The sequence below is a fragment of the Asticcacaulis sp. AC466 genome, from assembly GCF_000495815.1.
In the GTDB taxonomy this organism is placed as follows: Bacteria; Pseudomonadota; Alphaproteobacteria; order Caulobacterales; family Caulobacteraceae; genus Asticcacaulis.
This window is the reverse complement of the sequence record NZ_AWGE01000017.1, coordinates 151,873-168,082: the sequence shown is the minus strand read 5'-3', so window position 1 is coordinate 168,082 and position 16,210 is coordinate 151,873. Positions and strand designations below refer to the sequence as shown.

Here is a 16,210-nt window from a genome sequence, read left to right as displayed (position 1 = left end):
TTATCACCGGCAGCGGCTTCCGCCACCAGTGGACAACTTTAAACCCGTTATCGAGGGAGGCGCTCATTTACCGAAACGCCGAATTCGTGTCAACCAATTTTCTAAGTTTTCCACAAGTCGTTTTCGACTGCCTGAACCCAGAACGACAACGTTTTTCAGGATCATCAAACTGATAATCCGTCGCCACATCGTCGGAATCGGAAGAAGCGCGGTTGTAACTCCAATTGGCGGCGACATCAAGCGTTAATTGAGTTTTAACCGACTCAAAACGACAGAACCAAGTCGTTCCGTCCGCTTTCGTCGCGAACCAGAAGGTGCGTAACAGCGAGGTGCGCTATCTATGGATAGACGCCCGGACTGGCAAGCCCTAATTTCATAAAAACGACTCTTGTCCACACCTTGCCGGGAGGACGCGTAAAAGAGTCTCTGCGCTTTAGCTCTCTAACCCGCCGTTATATAGGCTTTTAGTGTCTGGGCCTCGTGCTCGGTCGCCGCAATCTTCGCCTTCACAAGATCGCCGATAGATACGATGCCCACCAAGCGATCACCTTCCATAACCGGCAGGTGCCGAATACGCCTATCGGTCATGCGCCCAAGCAAGGCATCGACCGTTTCCCCAAGCAGGGCGGAAAAGACTTCACGCGTCATGATATTGCCGACAGGCTGCCCCAATGCCTGGGCGCCCGACGTGGCAATGGCCCTTATGATATCTCTCTCGGAAACAATCCCAGCAACCCGGTCGTTGCGATCCGTCACGACAAATGCGCCAACCTTGCGCGTATATAGAAGTGCAGCGACCGACGACAAACTATCATCGGGCGTAACCGTGTAAACTTCACGCCCCTTGGCATTAAGTAACTGATTGATCAGCATGGACATCCCTCCCAGGGGAAACGGCTGTATTCAGCCTGAGAGATGGAGGGTCACGCCGGAGCCAACAAAACGCAACTCATACTACGGCTCGACGTTTCAATTTCTCGTGAAGAATCCGGGATGAAAAGCCTTCAGCCAATGACCGACGATCAACAGGCCGAATAGGTATCCAGCAATATGCGCCTGCCAGGCGATGGTGAGGTTGCCGACACCGGGGATATAGGGCAGCAGCGCCGTAGCCAGATTCAACCCACACCAAACAAGGGCGGACATAATAACCCGCTGGTTGGTTAAAGGGAGCACCCCGCCGCTTTCGCCACGCACCCCGACGATGCGGCTTGATGCGCCAATTAGTGCATAAATCGCTCCAGACGCACCGACGACCGGCATGTTCGAGCGCATGTTCAGCAGGCAATACCCAAGGCCCGCAGCAACGCCACAAAGCAGGAAGAGAGCGAAAAAGGACAGCGCCGCCCCTGCCCCCTTGCCGAAGGCACGAACAAGCGGCGTCGCAAAGATCAAGCAGGCGGACGCATTGAACAGAACGTGCGTCCAACTGCCGTGCAAGAATATATGCGTAAACAACAGATCAAAATTGCCCTGACGCAACAATATGGGCGTAAGGGCAAAACTTTCCACCAGCAGGGCGTTTGCCTCGGGGCCTATCCATACCTGAAAAACGTAAACGGCGATAATCAAGAGCGGCAGGACAATAACCATCAGCGGCGCATTGAAGGCGGGCTCATTAGCGGGCGGCTGCGCGTCGTCTGTCATATTCTGGGACTTGTCCTGATCGGGAACTGGTTCAATTTGGTTATATATGCCCGCGAATTTCCCCTTTTGACAGGGGGACCGCGGAACTCATGGGCGAAAAAACCCTGTTAAAGTGAATTAAGTGGGCCAAATTCACAAAAATACACCTATTTTTTAAAGTTCTAGCCGACTGTGGCATCCAAATTGCTGGTCCTCGCCGTGTCTGAGGCGTTCTGGCCGCAGACCCTGGAGCGACCCATGTCATTAACTAAAACTGTTGCGTTATTGAGCGTTGCTTGTCTGACCGCTATGTCCGGCACCGCGGGTGCCCAAAGCATGAGCGGCAGCGTTTCCCCCTACGAGACCGGTTACGGGCTGACCCGCAACCAGTTACAGAACCCTATCGATCCCTCGACACGCGATGCCAACGGCAATCGCGTCCTCATCGACGGTATGATGACCACCGGCACGGACAACAGCGTCTACTCCTATTCGAAGACCCTGGGCGTCGGCGACACCTATTCGGGCGCGGGCTCGCTCGGCGGCGCCACGGCTATCGGCAACAGCCTCTCGGTCGTCGTTCAAGGCAATTACAACACCGTCATCATCCATTCGACACAAACCAACAACGGCAACGTGACCGCCACGGCCAACGGTAGCACTGCAACCGGCGCCAAGGGCACGCTATCAACCGACTTAACCGGACAGGTGAACTTCTGATGACCACGCAACCCCGCAAACCGGCTTACAAGCGTCTCGCTTTGGGTCTCATCAGCGCCGCCGCCGTGAGCGTCGCCCTGACCGGCTGCATGACCACACCGAGCGTCAACGCCACGGGCAATTACAAAAACCCGATCGGCGCCTCGCCGGTCACCGCGAACGCAACGGCTTATTCGGATGCGCTTGTCTGTCTGGGGTCCTATGCCCGTAGCCACCGCCTTGCCTCCCCGCGCCTCGCCGTGGGACGTATTTCGGACTATACCGGCAAGGTGTCGCTGGAAGGTGGGCGAGAAATCACCCAGGGCGCTTCGCTTATGGCCATGACGGCCCTGGCCAAGGCCGGCGCACGCCAGGTCGAACGCTTTGACACCTCCGTCGGCGAACTTGAACTGAAGTATGCCAACAACAAGCTCATCACCGATGCGCCGCTGGCCAACCCGACCCAGCCGGCGGATTACCGCAAGATCATGGCCGGCCAAGTCGCCGGCTCGGACTTCTTCATCGTCGGTGGCATCACCGAACTGAACTACAATATCCGCTCATCGGGCGTCGACGCCTATGCTGGCGAAGTCAAGGACGCGGGCGTAAAGGGCATGGCCTATGGACGCACCTACGTCATGAACGTCGCGCTGGACCTGCGTCTGGTCGATACGCGGACGCTGGAAGTCGTTGACGTCATCTCCTATCAGAAGCAGATCGTCGGCAAGGAAGTGAAGGCCGGCGTCTTCGACATCCTGAACGGCAATATCTTCGACATCTCCGGTGGTCAAGGTGCGCTTGAACCCATGCAACTGGCGGTCCGCGCCATGATTGAGCGCGCAACGCTGGAATTCATGGCTAACCTTTACGGTGCCTCGGGTCCTGAGGTCTGCCTCGATCCGCAAAACGACTTTCTCTACAACGATACCCTGGGCACCACCGGCGGCTTGACCCCGGCCTACGATAATCTGGAGACGAACAATGCTGGTACGCGCGCTGACCCGGCCCGTTGGCAGAACATTGCTAGCGACAAGCACCGCGGTGCTGACACTGCTCGCAGCGACGGCCGCTACTAGTCAGACCTTGACGGACGGCGAGATCAATAACTCGCAGGACCAGCAAGGCGCGGTTACGGCCACTCAGACTTTGAACGTGGTGCAGAACGATGGCCTGACCCAGGCCGAAAGCTACGCCACGGGCAATGCCCTGCAAACGGGCAACAACGCCTATGACGCGACCGTCTATTCGTATCAGTTCGTTCGCGGCAACGTGACCGCCGAAGCGCATATCAACGGCACCAATACCGGCTCCGAGGATTTGTCGCTCGGTACGCCTGTATACGCGACGACCCAAGCCATCGGGAACTATGCGTCCGGCAACGCGCAGTCCGCGCATCTTACGGCGGATACGACCCAGAAATCGAGCGCCGCGCAAGTGGTCGCCACCACCGACATCCAGGCGCCCAACAACGCCATCTATGTCAGCGGCGAAGGCAATGCCACGGCCGAGGTCAATCATACCGCTTACGAAGTCAGCAACGGACGCCTCGACTCGAAGTCGTGGCAAACCTCAAGCAGCGATGCACACGCCAACGTATCGGCAACCGTGCATTACTCTCCCTCGCCAAATGCGTACAACGCATCGGCCACCAATAACTATTACGGCGCCTACAGCGGGGATCGCGGCTCCCAGGAGCACGACGTTACGCAGGACCAGACCGGCATGACGCAGGCGAGGTCCGAAGTTTATGCCGGAAACGTCTGGAACATGACGGCGACGTCGCGGGCTGTCGGGAACGCCGTTAATCTGGAAAACCAGGGCGGCTCGCTGGTCGTAACCAATACCCAAAGCCAACTCGGGGCTGTGCAATCTCAGGCGGTCGTCCAGGCCGATCAATACGGCGCGGCCTATGCGACGGCCCAAGGGATTGGCAATCAGATGGCCGCCGGCAATAACGATGTCTATCTGCGTGTCGACAATACTCAAATCTCGTCGGGCGGTGTGGACGTATCGGCAGCCTTCGACGGCAATGTCGGGTACGACGGCTATGTGAGCGCAGAAGCTACCGGCAATCAGGCGATCGCCTATGCCTGCTCCACCTGCCAGGCGGATATGGGTGTCAACAACACGCAGGTGAATAATTCCGACGTCAACGCCACTGCAACAGCAAACGTCGCGCGGGGACGGTCAGTTGTTTCGACCGCCCGGGCTACCGGCAACAGCGCCACCTATTACGTCGGCAATTAACGCGCTGGCACACCCGGCCCTGCCCCTTTAAAGCGCGTCATTTTGGGATGGCGCGCTTTTGCATGTCAGACGCACGCAACTTGGACATACGACAGGCTCGTTGCGATTTGATCTTATGTGCCGGCAATATCGCGCGGATGGGGCGGTTTCGTATAATTTCCCTTTATTCGGACATAAACTTAGGTCAGTCTCCCGGCGAATTACGGAGCGACCCTATGTTGATAAAGAAAAACCTGCTGTCCGCCTTTGTTATTGCGGCGCTCACTTCCACGGTATTGACGCCGATATCGAGTTTCGCGGAAACACCGGCGATCTCGGCGGCGGTTAGCGCCCCCGTTATAGATATCTCCAAAGGCGTCGACTTTGCCCAGAACCATTCGGACATTAAAGCCGATCCGGCGGTTCGCTTCGGTAAATTACCCAATGGCATGACCTACATCATCCTGAAAAACGCCACCCCGCCGGGCACGGCTTCCATGCGCCTTCGCATCAACGGCGGATCCCTGATGGAAGACGATTCGCAACAGGGCCTGGCGCATTTTCTCGAACACATGGCCTTCAACGGCTCCAAGAATGTCCCCGAAGGCGACATGATCAAGATCCTAGAGCGCCACGGCCTGTCGTTCGGCGCGGACACCAACGCCCATACCGGCTTCGGCGAAACCGTGTATGAACTCGACTTGCCCAAGGTGGCCGAAGACGATCTCGACACGGGCCTGATGTTGTTGCGTGAAACCGCCGGCAACCTTACCCTGGCCGACGACGCCATCGACCGCGAACGTGGCGTTATCTTGGGCGAAGAGCGCTCCAGCGACAGTCCGAGCCGACACGCCTATATGAAATGGGCCAAATCGGCCTTCGACGGTCAAAAATATGCCGTGCGTCTGCCTATCGGCTTGACCGACATTATCAAGAGCGCCAAACGAGACCATTTCGTCGACTACTACAAGAATTTCTACCGGCCCGAACAGGCTACACTGGTTCTTGTCGGCGATTTCGACCCGACCGCCATGGAAGCGAAGATCAAGGCGAGGTTCAGCGATTGGACCGCTCCCGCCACCCCTATCCGCGTCACAGATTTCGGGTCGTACAAGCCCAAGGGCCTGACTTCAGACGCCTATACCGAAAAAGGCCTTCGCGCGTCGCTATCCCTGACCTGGAGCCAGCCTGTCAACAATACCTACCAGACAAACGACAGTCAGACGCGGGATTTCCTGGACGGCCTGCGCACCTCCATCCTGAACGATCGCCTGGAACGCCTGGCAAAGCTGCCCGATACGCCGTTCGCCGGCGCCTCAGTCGTCCATGACGACGTCGAACATACCGCGAAAGTCACCCAGCTCAATATCACACCCAAACCTGGTAAGGAAAAGGAGGCTTTTGTCGCCGCCTACACCGCTGTGCGCCAGCTTGTGGAGTTCGGCGCAGACCAGGCCGAACTCGACCGTGCCCTCGCGGATGTCGAGTCCTATTTCAAGCAGGCGCTTCAAGGCGCAAATACCCGTAACAGCCGCAACCTTGCGGAATCGCTGGTTCAAACGGTTGCTGAAGGAGACGTCTTCACCTCGCCGCAGCAGGATTGGGACTATTTCCAGAGTCTGAAACCATCCCTCACCCTGGACCGCATCAACGGCGGGATCCCCCCCCTATTTGCTGGCGACGGTCCGCTATTGTGGCATACCGGCGAAACTCTGGGCAATCTCGACAAGCGGGCCTTCCTTGATACCTATAACGCCGTTCAGGCCGCCAAGCTTACTGCGGCGGAAGCCCGAGTCAACAAGCCGTGGCCCTATACGAATTTCGGCACTCCGGCCAAGGTCATCAAGCGCGAGGTCATTAAAGACCTAGGCGTCACGCAGTTGACCTTCGCTAACGGCGTGCGCGCCACCATCAAGACAACGGACTTCAAGGCCGACGATATCAACGTTGCCGTCCGGTTCGCCGGTGGTCTGTCATCCCTGTCGCCGGCATCAAAGCCGCCTGTCTTCGCCGCCTCCGTATCCAATCTGGCCGAAGGCGGTCTCGGCAAGCTGACCGCGTCTGAACTTAAGGACAGCCTGACAGGCAAGATTTACGGTATCGGCCTTGGCATTGGCGAAGACGCCATGGACCTGTCGGGCGGCACCAACAAGACGGATTTCGCCACGGAGATGGAGCTGTTGATGGCCTTCACCACCGATGCGGCCTATAGCGCGGATGCTCTGGAACGGCTGAAATCATTCATCCCGGACTATTATCGCTCGCTCAATTCGACACCCGGCGGCGTTTTCCAGATGAACGGCAACGCCGTCCTGCATAATAACGACCCACGCTTTGTTATGCCGACGCAAGACCAGCTCATGGCCACCACCAATGATCAGGTCAAGGCGTTGATCGACCATCAGCTCAAGACCGCTCCGATTGAAATAGTCATCGTCGGCGACATCAGCGAGGCTGAAGCCGAGGCTCAGATCGCCCGCACGTTCGGCACCCTGCCCAAACGGCCCGAAAAGCCGGTCATTCCTGCCGATGCCTTGAAGGTCAGCTTCCCCACTACAAATCTCAATCCCGTTTTTGAACACCAGGGGCGCGCGGATCAGGACTTGAGCTACATTGCTTGGCCGGGCGCCGATTTTGCTTCCGACACCCGCCGCGCCCGCGGCCTGTCGGTGCTGTCGGAAGTCATGTCCTTACGCCTTATCGACGTGGTGCGCGAAAAGAAGGGCATCAGCTACAGCCCCTATGCCAGCAACACCTATTCCCAGACCTTCCCTGGTTACGGGTACCTGTCGGTCACAGCCCAGGTGAAGCCGGAAGACGATCAGGTCTTCTATGATGCCGTGGCTGAGATCGTTGCCGACCTCAAGGCCCACCCAATATCGGACGACGAACTGCTGCGCGCCCAGAAGCCGCTGCTCGACCGTATGGATACCGACCTGAAAACCAATAGTTACTGGTTTAACGCCCTTGCTGGCTCGGCCACGGATCCCCGTAAGCTCGATTATATCCGCACACGTCGAGACCAGTACAAGGCGGTCACGGTTGCCGACATCCAGCGCCTGGCCAACCAGTATCTCGATATGAAAAAGGCAGTGCGCATCACCGTAAAGCCAGCGGCAGCCGCCAAGGGCTCGACGGCAACGCAATAGACCTGCTAACGCGCAAAGCCAAAAACAAAACCCCCGCCGAATGACCGGCGGGGGTTTCAGTTTGTGCGCACTTTTATTTTGATGTGTTGGCTACTGCACGAAGCCCCCAACGCCGCCATCGAAGCTCATTACCGTTGCACTCGAGGTGCTGCGGGCTGCTGCGATTTGGCGCTGTTTGGTGATGGTTTCGGTACGGGTCAGGGTCAGAATCTTTATGCCAACGCCAAAACGACGCAGCAGTGAACGCTCGTTGCACTGACGTTGCGGCGTCTGAGGACGACAGGTCAGTTCACCGCCTTCAAACCAAAGGGCGTCGCCCTTGGCGCAGGTCATGTTCTTGCCGCCATCGAAATTGATCTTTTGACCGTCATAGTCGGCAAAGGTCCATTGCATATGGGTGCCCGCGATGCAGCGATAAACTTCGCCACGGTAGTTGTTGGCGATATCGCGGCCGTTAAAAACCTGGGAGGCCGGGTGCGGGACGCCGGTATCGTCGATGCACGACGCCTGGATGATCGTTTGACGGGTAAAGCTCTGGGTTTCGCTGTAGGCCTCGAAAGCGGAGGCGTCGTCGGTAAGGACGTTCAGCGAACCGGCCGCCTGCGGGTAGCCTGGGGTCTGCGACCAGTTACCGTAGCCACCGCCATAAGAGGTGCTGCCAGCGGAAGCCGAACCGAACGCGCCGGCGCGGACATTAACATTGACATTCACGTTGGTCTTGCCACCACCGTGACCGCCACAACCGCCACCACCGCAAGGCGGATTTGGATTGGTGGGCGGGGTCGGCGGCGGCGGAGGTGCACAACCGGTGTTGCAGGCCATCGCCTCACCGGCCAAGGCCATCACACCTACGCTCAGTAGGACTGCGATGAATTTCGTAAAGACTGCGCGCATTGAAACATTTCCTATGGCTATTTTGGCCTTTTCGGCATTCCTAGCCGTCTGACAAGCAAGAAGCATACCGCAGCAAACTTGCCTTTTGATTAAACCGAGCCCATCCACAATCAAAATAATAGGTGGAAAAAAGCCAAACCGACACATTTACGGCAACGATCTTGCGTCTGACCGGGGCAAAGGAGACCACCGTGCCCCATTCCAGCACAGTTTCATTCTTAAGCTATTGGCGCGGCCTGCAGGCCAGCCCGGACAAAGCGCCCGCACGTGAGCTGTTTGACCCAGCGCGCCTTAAAAGCCTTGTGCCGCAGATGATGATGATCTCAGGCACCGACGCCGGCCACCGGTTTCGCCTCTCAGGCGGCTTTTTGCGCGCTTTGCATGGCTACGAGCTGAAAGACATGTCCTTTCTGTCACTTTTTCGGCCGCCTTTCGTCGATACGATCGGTGCCGCCCTGGCGCTTGGCCGCCGCCGCGAACAGCCGGTCTTGCTAACCTTGACCGCACCGTGGAAGACGGACGCGGCGGAACTGCCTCCCGAAGATGCCGCCCTGTTCCAGAATGAGACGGTGACCTTCGAGATTCTGCTCTGTCCCATGATGAACCGCTATGGCAAGGTTGATCGCATGGTCGGACTGTATCAGACCCTGAGTGCGGCGCCGAAAAACCCGAAAGGCTGGCTTGGCCGCTATACGCTCATTTCCTCCAAGCTTTACGAACCCGACCGTAACGTCAAGGCGGCGCATCTGCGTCTGGTCTCGGACGGCGGCAGACGCATTGCTTGATTCTTTATAACTCAGGCGCGATGGTAGCTTCCTGTTTCCAGGGAGATTGCGCATGTCGAAAGAAAAGAAGTCACACGAAGACAAGAAAAAGGCTGCGGAGGCCCGCCTGGAAACTTTGCAGATAGGCCTTGTCGACACCCAGATATGGACGCTGGCGAACGGCCAGAAGGTCTGCATCCTGTTCGAAGGCCGCGACGCCGCGGGCAAGGACGGCGCGATCAAGCGCCTGACCGAATGCCTCTCCGTGCGCAACACCCATATCGTTGCCCTGCCCAAACCGACAGACTTCGATCGTGGGGCCTGGTGGTTTCAGCGCTACGTCAATCATTTGCCGTCTACCGGCGAATGGACCATCTATAACCGGTCATGGTATAATCGCGCCGGCGTCGAAAAGGTCATGGGATTTTCGACACCGGAGGCGCAGGAAATCTTTATCAACGACGTGCCCGACTTTGAAAGCATGATCGTGCGCAGCGGCATTACTCTCATTAAACTGTGGCTCGATATTTCCCGCGAGGAACAAAAAGAGCGTCTGGACGACCGCCGCGCGGACCCGCGCAAAAAGCTGAAGGTCAGCGATCTCGATCAGGTCGCTCAGGATCGCTGGGACGACTATTCGGCCGCGCGCGATGACATGTTGCGCCGGTCGCATCATGAACACGGTCCCTGGATGTGCGTCGCAACCGATTCTAAGGTGAAGGCACGCGAGAATATCATCCGACACGTCCTTCATATCGTGAACTGCCCCCATGTCGCCAGCACGATCGAAGCGCCGGATCCCGATATCATCTTCTCCTACTCGGAGGTGATTGAAGGGCGTAAACACCTCGAAAAATAGCAAAAGGCCGCCGCGTGTGGAACATCCATAGAACATCAAAATTGTTGAGAAATAAAAGGTTAAAGTAACTTTTTATTGACCCTAATTTGTCACGGTTTTCGAACTGTTCCGACGGCAAAAGTGCCGCCGTTACTGAACAAAAGGTTCAGGTCATGCTACCGCACGCGACGCAAGCCGCACATGTCGATTCCGTACAGTCACCTGCGTCGAAACGCGCCACGCTCAAAGAATGCGGCGAATGCACTTTGTGTTGCAAGGTTTACGACATTCCCGATCTGGAAAAGAAGGCTGGCAACACCTGCCATCACACGCGCCCTGAAGGTGGCTGCGGCGTCTGGGGGCTTCATCCGAACATCTGCCAGGAATTCAAGTGCCTGTGGCTAAAGCATGACGACATGAACGGCATCTGGCGCCCTGACCATGCCGGCTTCGTTCTGCGGCTGGAGCCGAACGGCACGACCTTGGCCGTCGATGTCGATCACGACCGTCCCGACGCCTGGCGCCAAGCGCATTATTACGACCAGTTAAAAATATGGTCGGAAGTCATGCCAAAGAATGAAGGCCTGGTGCTGGTTTACGCCCCGGAAGGCGTTTACGTCATCACACCGATGGAAGACCTCTTCCTGAAAGCACCCAAGCGCGGCGATATTCTCGAAACCGGCATGGAAGACAGTCTGTTCGGCCGCCGTCCGTTCGCCCGTGTCATTCCCGCCAATCAAGCGCGCAAGGACCGTTCACAACTGGTCAAGCGCCGCGCCTGACACCGGACGGCCAATTGTTCGCTCACATCTAGCCTCTTGATTATGCGTCATGTTTGGTCCCAATCAGCCTCCATTTTTTAATGGGACGGTCTGGACAATCAATGACGTGCGGTTCATCAACGGGGCATGACGACACATACACCCGCTCCCCTGCCTGACGCTGCGAAACGTAACTGGGTCGATCGGTACGCGCCCGCAGCCTTGCAGCCCTGGCTGAGGCTGGGACGGCTGGATCGTCCTATCGGTATCTGGTTGCTCTTCCTGCCGGGCGCGATGGGACTGGCTTTCGCCATAGCGCATCCGTTCTTTGCGGACATATCCGGCGGGCAATCGCACGTCCTGTCGCCTGCCGATGTCCTGCAATACAAATTTCCCTGGCTGAAATTGATCCTGTTCGCCATCGGATCGGTCCTGATGCGGGCGGCCGGCTGCGCCTTCAACGATTTCGTCGACCGGGATTTCGACGCCCAGGTGGAGCGGACGCGCGGGCGCCCCATCCCGTCCGGCCAGATCAGCCCGAAGCAGGCCCTGGCCTTTGCCGCCGGCTGCTCGCTGATCAGTTTTCTTATTCTGATCCAGTTGGGTTGGCTGGCGATTTGGCTGGGCGTTGGATCACTGGCGCTCGTCGCGGCCTACCCCTTCATGAAGCGAATCACCTGGTGGCCCCAGGCCTGGCTGGGCCTGACCTTCAATTGGGGCTTTCTTATGGGGTACGCGACCATTACCGATACCCTGACCTGGGCCGCGCTTGTCTTCTACGCCGGGCTCGTATTCTGGACGATAGGCTACGATACAATCTATGCGCTTCAGGACATAGAAGACGATGCCATGATCGGCGTCAAATCGTCGGCACGGGCGCTCGGAAGAAATACTGTCAACGGCGTCAGCCTGTTCTATGGCCTGGCTGTGGTGCTGACCGGCACGGGTGCTTACCTGGCTGACCTGCCCGCGCTCTTTTTCGGTGGACTTTTTCTGATAACCGCGCATCTATTCTGGCAGGTGGTCCGGCTGCGACTCGACGACAATGAACTGGCCTTGAAGCTGTTCAAAGCCAATCGCACCACCGGCCTCCTGTGGGTTTTCAGTCTGTTGGCCGTGCATTTCACCAGCCTGTTTTAGGGCGCTTTTTTGACCATTGGTTTTGGGGATGACATGACAAACGAGTCGCTCCGCCGCACAGTGACCGCCTTGACGCTCATAGCACTGGCCGGCCTGAGCGCCTGTCAGAAGAAGCCCAAGGACGAACAACCGGCAGCCAGCAACGCCCCACCTGTCGTTGCCGCACCGCTCGCCTTTGCCCGGGCCGACACGGATGCCCAGGTCACGCTGACCCTGCCCGATCCGATCAAGCTTTATCCTGACCTGCATTCGCGGTTATATAACGAAGGCCAGTCCGCCTTGACCGCCTTCATGGACCAGGCCCACAAGGACCGCGCTCAGAACAGTGCGGACGGCATTATCGAGCCCGGCTATTCACACAGCATCAATTGGAAAATTTCTGCGCAAAGCCCGCGCTTCGTTTCGCTCTACGCCGAGGACAATATCTATCAGGGTGGCGCCCACCCCAATACCCATTTCAAGACCCTGCTATGGGATAAGACGGCGCACGACCTTATCCCGACGGCTCAACTGTTCGCCGCCGGCGCGGACCTTAAGCCCGTAGATGGCTATGTCTGCCGCCAAATCGAGGCGGCCCGCTCAAAACGCGCCCGCGAACCGATCACCCAGGCCGCCACCGGCATGCCCTGTCCGAAGCTGGCCGAAAGTCATCTCATCCTTGTCCCGTCAACCATAGCCGGCAAGATCGGCGCGATCGATGCCTTGTATGCCCCCGACGATGTCGGCCCCTACGCGGAAGGCCCTTACGAAATCCGCATCCCGGCCAACCAATTACAGGGACTTATCGCACCGAATTTCGCTGATCAGTTCGGCGGCGAGCCCGTCAAGGATGTGGTCCTGACAGATCCGGCCGGATAATGCCCGAAGATATCCGGCCGGATCGCCGGGCGTTCATCCGCCAACAGACCCGCCCTTTACCGGTCCCTTCCCTGCCCGAAATTACGCTTTTTCAGGCCGATGAGGTGACGCCTCTTTGGCTGATGACCGAAGCGGATATGACACGTGACCGTTTAAGCCCGCCCTTTTGGGCCTTTGCCTGGTCCGGCGGCCAGGCGCTTGGCCGCTATGTCCTGGACAATCCGCATATCGTGCGCGGAAAACGGGTGCTCGATATCGCGTCCGGGTCCGGCCTTGTCGGTATCGCGGCCATGCAGGCCGGCGCGGCAAGCGTGCTTTGCAACGACATAGACCCGTATGCCGAAGCGGCTGTGGCATTGAACGCCGAGCAAAATGGCGTCACGCTCGCCTTCACCGGACGTAACCTTCTCGATAACGGCCCGCCTGAAGCGGACGTTATTCTGGCAGGCGATATCTGTTATGAAAAAGGCATGACCGACGCCATGCTGTCATATTTTCGCCGTGCCGCAGGTCAAAACATCGAAGTCTATGTCGGTGACCCCCACCGCAGCTATTTCCCGACGTCGGGACTCAGCAAACTGGCGGACTACGATATTCTGACGAATGCCGATATTGAAGACGCCACCGTAAAGCCGGCCAGCGTCTGGAAACTGGAGACCTGACCCGATGCCCACACATCACAAGATTGACTATATCGAATTCCCGGCCGGCGATCTGTCCCCCCTCAAGGACTTTTACCGCCAGGTTTTCGGCTGGAACTTCATTGATTATGGGCCTCAATATGCCGCGCTGGCAGATGCCGGTATCGATGGCGGCTTTGAATCCGATACCACCGACTCTTCCGCAAAGCCGCTCGTCATCCTATATAGTGAGGACCTGGAGGCGTCGCTGGCGGCGGTAGAAGGGCAAGGCGCCCCCATCGTCAAGCCGATCTTCGCTTTCCCGGGGGGACGGCGCTTCCATTTCCTGGACCCGTCGGGCAACGAACTGGCGGTTTGGTCGGATAAGTAGGGTTAGATGCGCAGTCTTGGTCTTGTGGCATTGATGGCTATACTGTGCGCGGGGGGCCTGTCCGCGGCGGGCTTTCCCGCTGCGGCTAAACTTGCGATCAAGCCCTTGACCCCGAAACAGCAGTTCGAGGAATTGGCCGGAAAGGCAAAGACCGGCGACAATCAGGCGCAATATGATCTGGGCCTTGCCTACCGGGACGGACGCTTCGACCAGAAGCCGGACGGCGAAAAGGCCGCCGAATGGATCGAAAAGGCGGCGGAAGGCGGTAACGCTGGCGCGCAATATGATGTTGCCGAGATGTATCGCACCGGACGTGGCGTCAAAATGGATTCCCGGCTGGCTTTGACTTGGTATGTAAAGGCTGCGGATCAGGGCCGTGCTGAGGCTGTGCAGCGTGTATGTACCGCATATACGCAGGATGACAAAGTCCCGGCCGACTGGGTCAGAGCTTTTAAGTATTGCAAGCCGGCCGCTGCCGCCGGTGACATGAACGCGCAATACGCACTCGGGCTGGCCTATGCGGACGGTCTCGGCACCCCTCGCGATGGGGCTTTGGCGATGCAAAACCTCAAAATGGCTGCTGACCAGGGACATGCCGGCGCGCTTAAGGAACTGGGACAGATCTACATGATCGGCGATCTGGCGCCACAAAACTACGCCGAATCCCTGAACCTGTTCAAGAAAGCAGCCCGGCGCGGCGACCGCGATGCTATCCGGCTTATGGCCCATCAATATGCCGATGGACTGGGCACGCCGGTCGACACCGGACGCGCCGCGCGATTGTACCGGATTCTGGCACGTGATGATGACGATGCCCCGGCCCGCGACTGGCTGAAAGCCCATCCCGGAGCGCCCGCGGACCCGGAAATTCTCGATCTCGAAAAACTGCCGCGCGACGTCATTTTCTATGCCACCGAAACCAATGACCCACGTTTCCAGACCCTTGATGTCCACGGATACTTCGACCAATTGAGTGTCACTGCCTATCCGGCCGACGCACAAAATGACGGCGTGAGCGGCGATGCCACGGCGGAATGCCTTTTTACGCCGTCCGGCGACTTTGACGATTGTGTCCTGACCAAGGAAAGCCCAAAGAACTATGGCTTTGGTGCGTCACTGATGCGAATAATGGACCGGCTGGGCAGTTCCGGCAACAAGACAGACTGGGCGAGGCGTTTCGACGGCAAGGTCTTGCGCGTGAGCATGAAGTGGAAAATCAAATAGCCCGGCCGCCCTCAGTCGTGGCGCTGAAATCCGGGCGGAACGATCCTGGGGAATAGCCAAAATCGCGGGTGGCTGCGCTGTGGTCAAACCACAGGTCGACATTCATACGCAGTGCCATATGCACGTTGCGCTTTAGCCGGCGAGGCTTGACGAGATTTAGCCCGAGAAAGCCGAGACGCCAGAAAACTTCCGGCAAGGCCAAAATCACCGGCGCGCGTCCCATGGCTTCGAAAATGCGCCGCACCATGTCGGCATAGCTGAGATCTTCGCCACCGCTCAGATTATAGGCGGTGTTGTACGCCGGTCGCGCCGTCAGCGCCTGCATGGCCGCCTGTGCCAGCTCACGCGCGTGGACAGGTTGGCGCAATCCGCTGGCCAGACCGCAGACCGGGAAAAAACCCAGCTTACGAATGGTGTCGGCGATCCGGCTGACGTTTTCATCGGCCCCTTCGTCATAGATCAGGGTCGGCCTCAGGATTGTCCATGCAACGCCGCGCGCCTGACAGAACGTGCTCACCGTCTGTTCCCCCGCCGCCAGTTTGGCCACCACTTCGCGTTCCGAAGGCTCCGCCGACGTCGCCTTGGTCAATCGACTGGTCGAAGAGAAGGCAATCATCCGCTTCATGCCAAGATCGACGAGCCGTTCCAGCAAGGCATCGGTAATCAGCCAGATCGGCGCGCAAACAATGACAGCGGGGAAGCGGCGATCCGGGGTAAACGCCTCAGGTCGTTCGGTATCGAGGACTAAACCGTGTCCGGCGACCGGTTGGCGCGACGTGTAATACACAGATGCCTCCGGCCACCCCGCAGGAGCAATAGCCTCCGGCATGCGACGCCCGATCAGGGTTCGCGCGCCGATGACCAGCAGTCCTTTATTGTCAGTGGGCACATCGAGCTCCGGAGCGAATCCAGCCAGTGTGACGTGCCCGCGCGCACTTTTCAATGGTATGCTATGGTATTCGTGCAAGGCATTTTTCCGGACACAGCCCGTGCCGCGACGGTTGGCCCCATTGCCTTGCC

16 protein-coding genes are annotated in these 16,210 nt (G+C 58.2%); 12 read left to right on the top strand and 4 right to left on the bottom strand.

The genetic code is table 11. The annotated features are described in order from the left end of the window. Nucleotides 1-441 precede the first annotated feature (441 nt). Together AEAC466_RS38830 and AEAC466_RS38825 are read right to left on the bottom strand one after the other, a co-directional pair. Nucleotides 442-873 (bottom strand): CBS domain-containing protein, encoded by a 432-nt coding sequence (locus AEAC466_RS38830; protein ID WP_031239221.1) that lies wholly within the window; start codon nt 871-873, stop codon nt 442-444. A 96-nt stretch (nt 874-969) separates the two neighbouring features. Beyond that, on the bottom strand, nt 970-1,647 hold the full coding sequence (locus tag AEAC466_RS38825; protein ID WP_023459323.1) for a rhomboid family intramembrane serine protease: 678 nt from the start codon (nt 1,645-1,647) through the stop codon (nt 970-972). A gap of 237 nt (nt 1,648-1,884) precedes the next feature. Between AEAC466_RS38825 and hfaA the strand changes: the two genes are divergently transcribed. From hfaA to AEAC466_RS38805, 4 genes are all read left to right on the top strand, one after another. Continuing rightward, nucleotides 1,885-2,346, top strand: coding sequence for a holdfast anchoring protein HfaA (gene hfaA, locus AEAC466_RS38820; RefSeq protein ID WP_031239220.1), 462 nt, complete (start codon nt 1,885-1,887; stop codon nt 2,344-2,346). Then, nucleotides 2,346-3,401 (top strand): holdfast anchoring protein HfaB, encoded by a 1,056-nt coding sequence (hfaB, locus tag AEAC466_RS38815; RefSeq protein ID WP_023459321.1) that lies wholly within the window; start codon nt 2,346-2,348, stop codon nt 3,399-3,401. The genes hfaA and hfaB overlap by 1 nt, the downstream gene beginning before the upstream one ends. Beyond that, nucleotides 3,367-4,572 (top strand): holdfast anchor protein HfaD, encoded by a 1,206-nt coding sequence (hfaD, locus tag AEAC466_RS38810; protein ID WP_023459320.1) that lies wholly within the window; start codon nt 3,367-3,369, stop codon nt 4,570-4,572. Before hfaB ends, hfaD begins: the two co-directional genes overlap by 35 nt. 215 nt (nt 4,573-4,787) lie before the next feature. Further along, the gene (locus AEAC466_RS38805; protein ID WP_023459319.1) at nt 4,788-7,700 is read left to right on the top strand and encodes a M16 family metallopeptidase; all 2,913 of its coding nucleotides are present in this window, start codon (nt 4,788-4,790) and stop codon (nt 7,698-7,700) included. Nucleotides 7,701-7,790: 90 nt separating this feature from the next. Here AEAC466_RS38805 and AEAC466_RS38800 read toward each other — a convergent pair whose 3' ends face one another. Next, nucleotides 7,791-8,594 (bottom strand): hypothetical protein, encoded by an 804-nt coding sequence (locus AEAC466_RS38800; protein ID WP_031239218.1) that lies wholly within the window; start codon nt 8,592-8,594, stop codon nt 7,791-7,793. Between the two features lie 191 nt (nt 8,595-8,785). Between AEAC466_RS38800 and AEAC466_RS38795 the strand changes: the two genes are divergently transcribed. The 8 genes from AEAC466_RS38795 to AEAC466_RS43885 all read left to right on the top strand — a co-directional run bounded on the left by AEAC466_RS38795 (nt 8,786) and on the right by AEAC466_RS43885 (nt 15,190). After that, the gene (locus tag AEAC466_RS38795; protein WP_031239217.1) at nt 8,786-9,379 is read left to right on the top strand and encodes a PAS domain-containing protein; all 594 of its coding nucleotides are present in this window, start codon (nt 8,786-8,788) and stop codon (nt 9,377-9,379) included. Between the two features lie 52 nt (nt 9,380-9,431). After that, nucleotides 9,432-10,217 (top strand): polyphosphate kinase, encoded by a 786-nt coding sequence (locus AEAC466_RS38790; protein WP_031239215.1) that lies wholly within the window; start codon nt 9,432-9,434, stop codon nt 10,215-10,217. A 152-nt stretch (nt 10,218-10,369) separates the two neighbouring features. Beyond that, nucleotides 10,370-10,978 carry a hypothetical protein gene (locus AEAC466_RS38785; RefSeq protein WP_023459315.1) on the top strand — a complete coding sequence of 203 codons (609 nt, stop codon included), beginning with the start codon at nt 10,370-10,372 and terminating at the stop codon, nt 10,976-10,978. Nucleotides 10,979-11,104: 126 nt separating this feature from the next. Continuing rightward, the gene (gene ubiA, locus AEAC466_RS38780) at nt 11,105-12,097 is read left to right on the top strand and encodes a 4-hydroxybenzoate octaprenyltransferase (protein WP_031239213.1); all 993 of its coding nucleotides are present in this window, start codon (nt 11,105-11,107) and stop codon (nt 12,095-12,097) included. A gap of 33 nt (nt 12,098-12,130) precedes the next feature. Next, nucleotides 12,131-12,955 carry a DUF3298 and DUF4163 domain-containing protein gene (locus AEAC466_RS38775; RefSeq protein WP_031239212.1) on the top strand — a complete coding sequence of 275 codons (825 nt, stop codon included), beginning with the start codon at nt 12,131-12,133 and terminating at the stop codon, nt 12,953-12,955. Next, nucleotides 12,955-13,617 (top strand): class I SAM-dependent methyltransferase, encoded by a 663-nt coding sequence (locus tag AEAC466_RS38770; protein ID WP_023459312.1) that lies wholly within the window; start codon nt 12,955-12,957, stop codon nt 13,615-13,617. Before AEAC466_RS38775 ends, AEAC466_RS38770 begins: the two co-directional genes overlap by 1 nt. A gap of 4 nt (nt 13,618-13,621) precedes the next feature. Beyond that, nucleotides 13,622-13,966: a VOC family protein gene (locus AEAC466_RS38765; RefSeq protein ID WP_023459311.1), complete on the top strand. Its 345-nt coding sequence runs from the start codon at nt 13,622-13,624 to the stop codon at nt 13,964-13,966. Between the two features lie 6 nt (nt 13,967-13,972). Next, a complete protein-coding gene (locus AEAC466_RS43885) occupies nt 13,973-15,190 on the top strand; it encodes a tetratricopeptide repeat protein (RefSeq protein ID WP_023459310.1) in 1,218 nt (405 codons plus the stop codon). On the opposite strand, the gene AEAC466_RS38755 is transcribed toward AEAC466_RS43885, so the two are convergent. Continuing rightward, nucleotides 15,183-16,079 carry an NAD-dependent epimerase/dehydratase family protein gene (locus AEAC466_RS38755; protein WP_031239209.1) on the bottom strand — a complete coding sequence of 299 codons (897 nt, stop codon included), beginning with the start codon at nt 16,077-16,079 and terminating at the stop codon, nt 15,183-15,185. The genes AEAC466_RS43885 and AEAC466_RS38755 overlap by 8 nt on opposite strands. Nucleotides 16,080-16,210 lie beyond the last annotated feature (131 nt).

What these genes read in the sequence shown, in the direction of transcription:
- AEAC466_RS38830 (WP_031239221.1), bottom strand. Translation starts at nt 873, where the DNA reads ATGCTGATCAATCAGTTACTTAATGCCAAGGGGCGTGAAGTTTACACG.
- AEAC466_RS38825 (WP_023459323.1), bottom strand. Translation starts at nt 1,647, where the DNA reads ATGACAGACGACGCGCAGCCGCCCGCTAATGAGCCCGCCTTCAATGCG.
- hfaA (WP_031239220.1), top strand. Translation starts at nt 1,885, where the DNA reads ATGTCATTAACTAAAACTGTTGCGTTATTGAGCGTTGCTTGTCTGACC.
- hfaB (WP_023459321.1), top strand. Translation starts at nt 2,346, where the DNA reads ATGACCACGCAACCCCGCAAACCGGCTTACAAGCGTCTCGCTTTGGGT.
- AEAC466_RS38805 (WP_023459319.1), top strand. Translation starts at nt 4,788, where the DNA reads ATGTTGATAAAGAAAAACCTGCTGTCCGCCTTTGTTATTGCGGCGCTC.
- AEAC466_RS38800 (WP_031239218.1), bottom strand. Translation starts at nt 8,594, where the DNA reads ATGCGCGCAGTCTTTACGAAATTCATCGCAGTCCTACTGAGCGTAGGT.
- AEAC466_RS38790 (WP_031239215.1), top strand. Translation starts at nt 9,432, where the DNA reads ATGTCGAAAGAAAAGAAGTCACACGAAGACAAGAAAAAGGCTGCGGAG.
- AEAC466_RS38785 (WP_023459315.1), top strand. Translation starts at nt 10,370, where the DNA reads ATGCTACCGCACGCGACGCAAGCCGCACATGTCGATTCCGTACAGTCA.
- ubiA (WP_031239213.1), top strand. Translation starts at nt 11,105, where the DNA reads ATGACGACACATACACCCGCTCCCCTGCCTGACGCTGCGAAACGTAAC.
- AEAC466_RS38775 (WP_031239212.1), top strand. Translation starts at nt 12,131, where the DNA reads ATGACAAACGAGTCGCTCCGCCGCACAGTGACCGCCTTGACGCTCATA.
- AEAC466_RS38770 (WP_023459312.1), top strand. Translation starts at nt 12,955, where the DNA reads ATGCCCGAAGATATCCGGCCGGATCGCCGGGCGTTCATCCGCCAACAG.
- AEAC466_RS38765 (WP_023459311.1), top strand. Translation starts at nt 13,622, where the DNA reads ATGCCCACACATCACAAGATTGACTATATCGAATTCCCGGCCGGCGAT.
- AEAC466_RS43885 (WP_023459310.1), top strand. Translation starts at nt 13,973, where the DNA reads ATGCGCAGTCTTGGTCTTGTGGCATTGATGGCTATACTGTGCGCGGGG.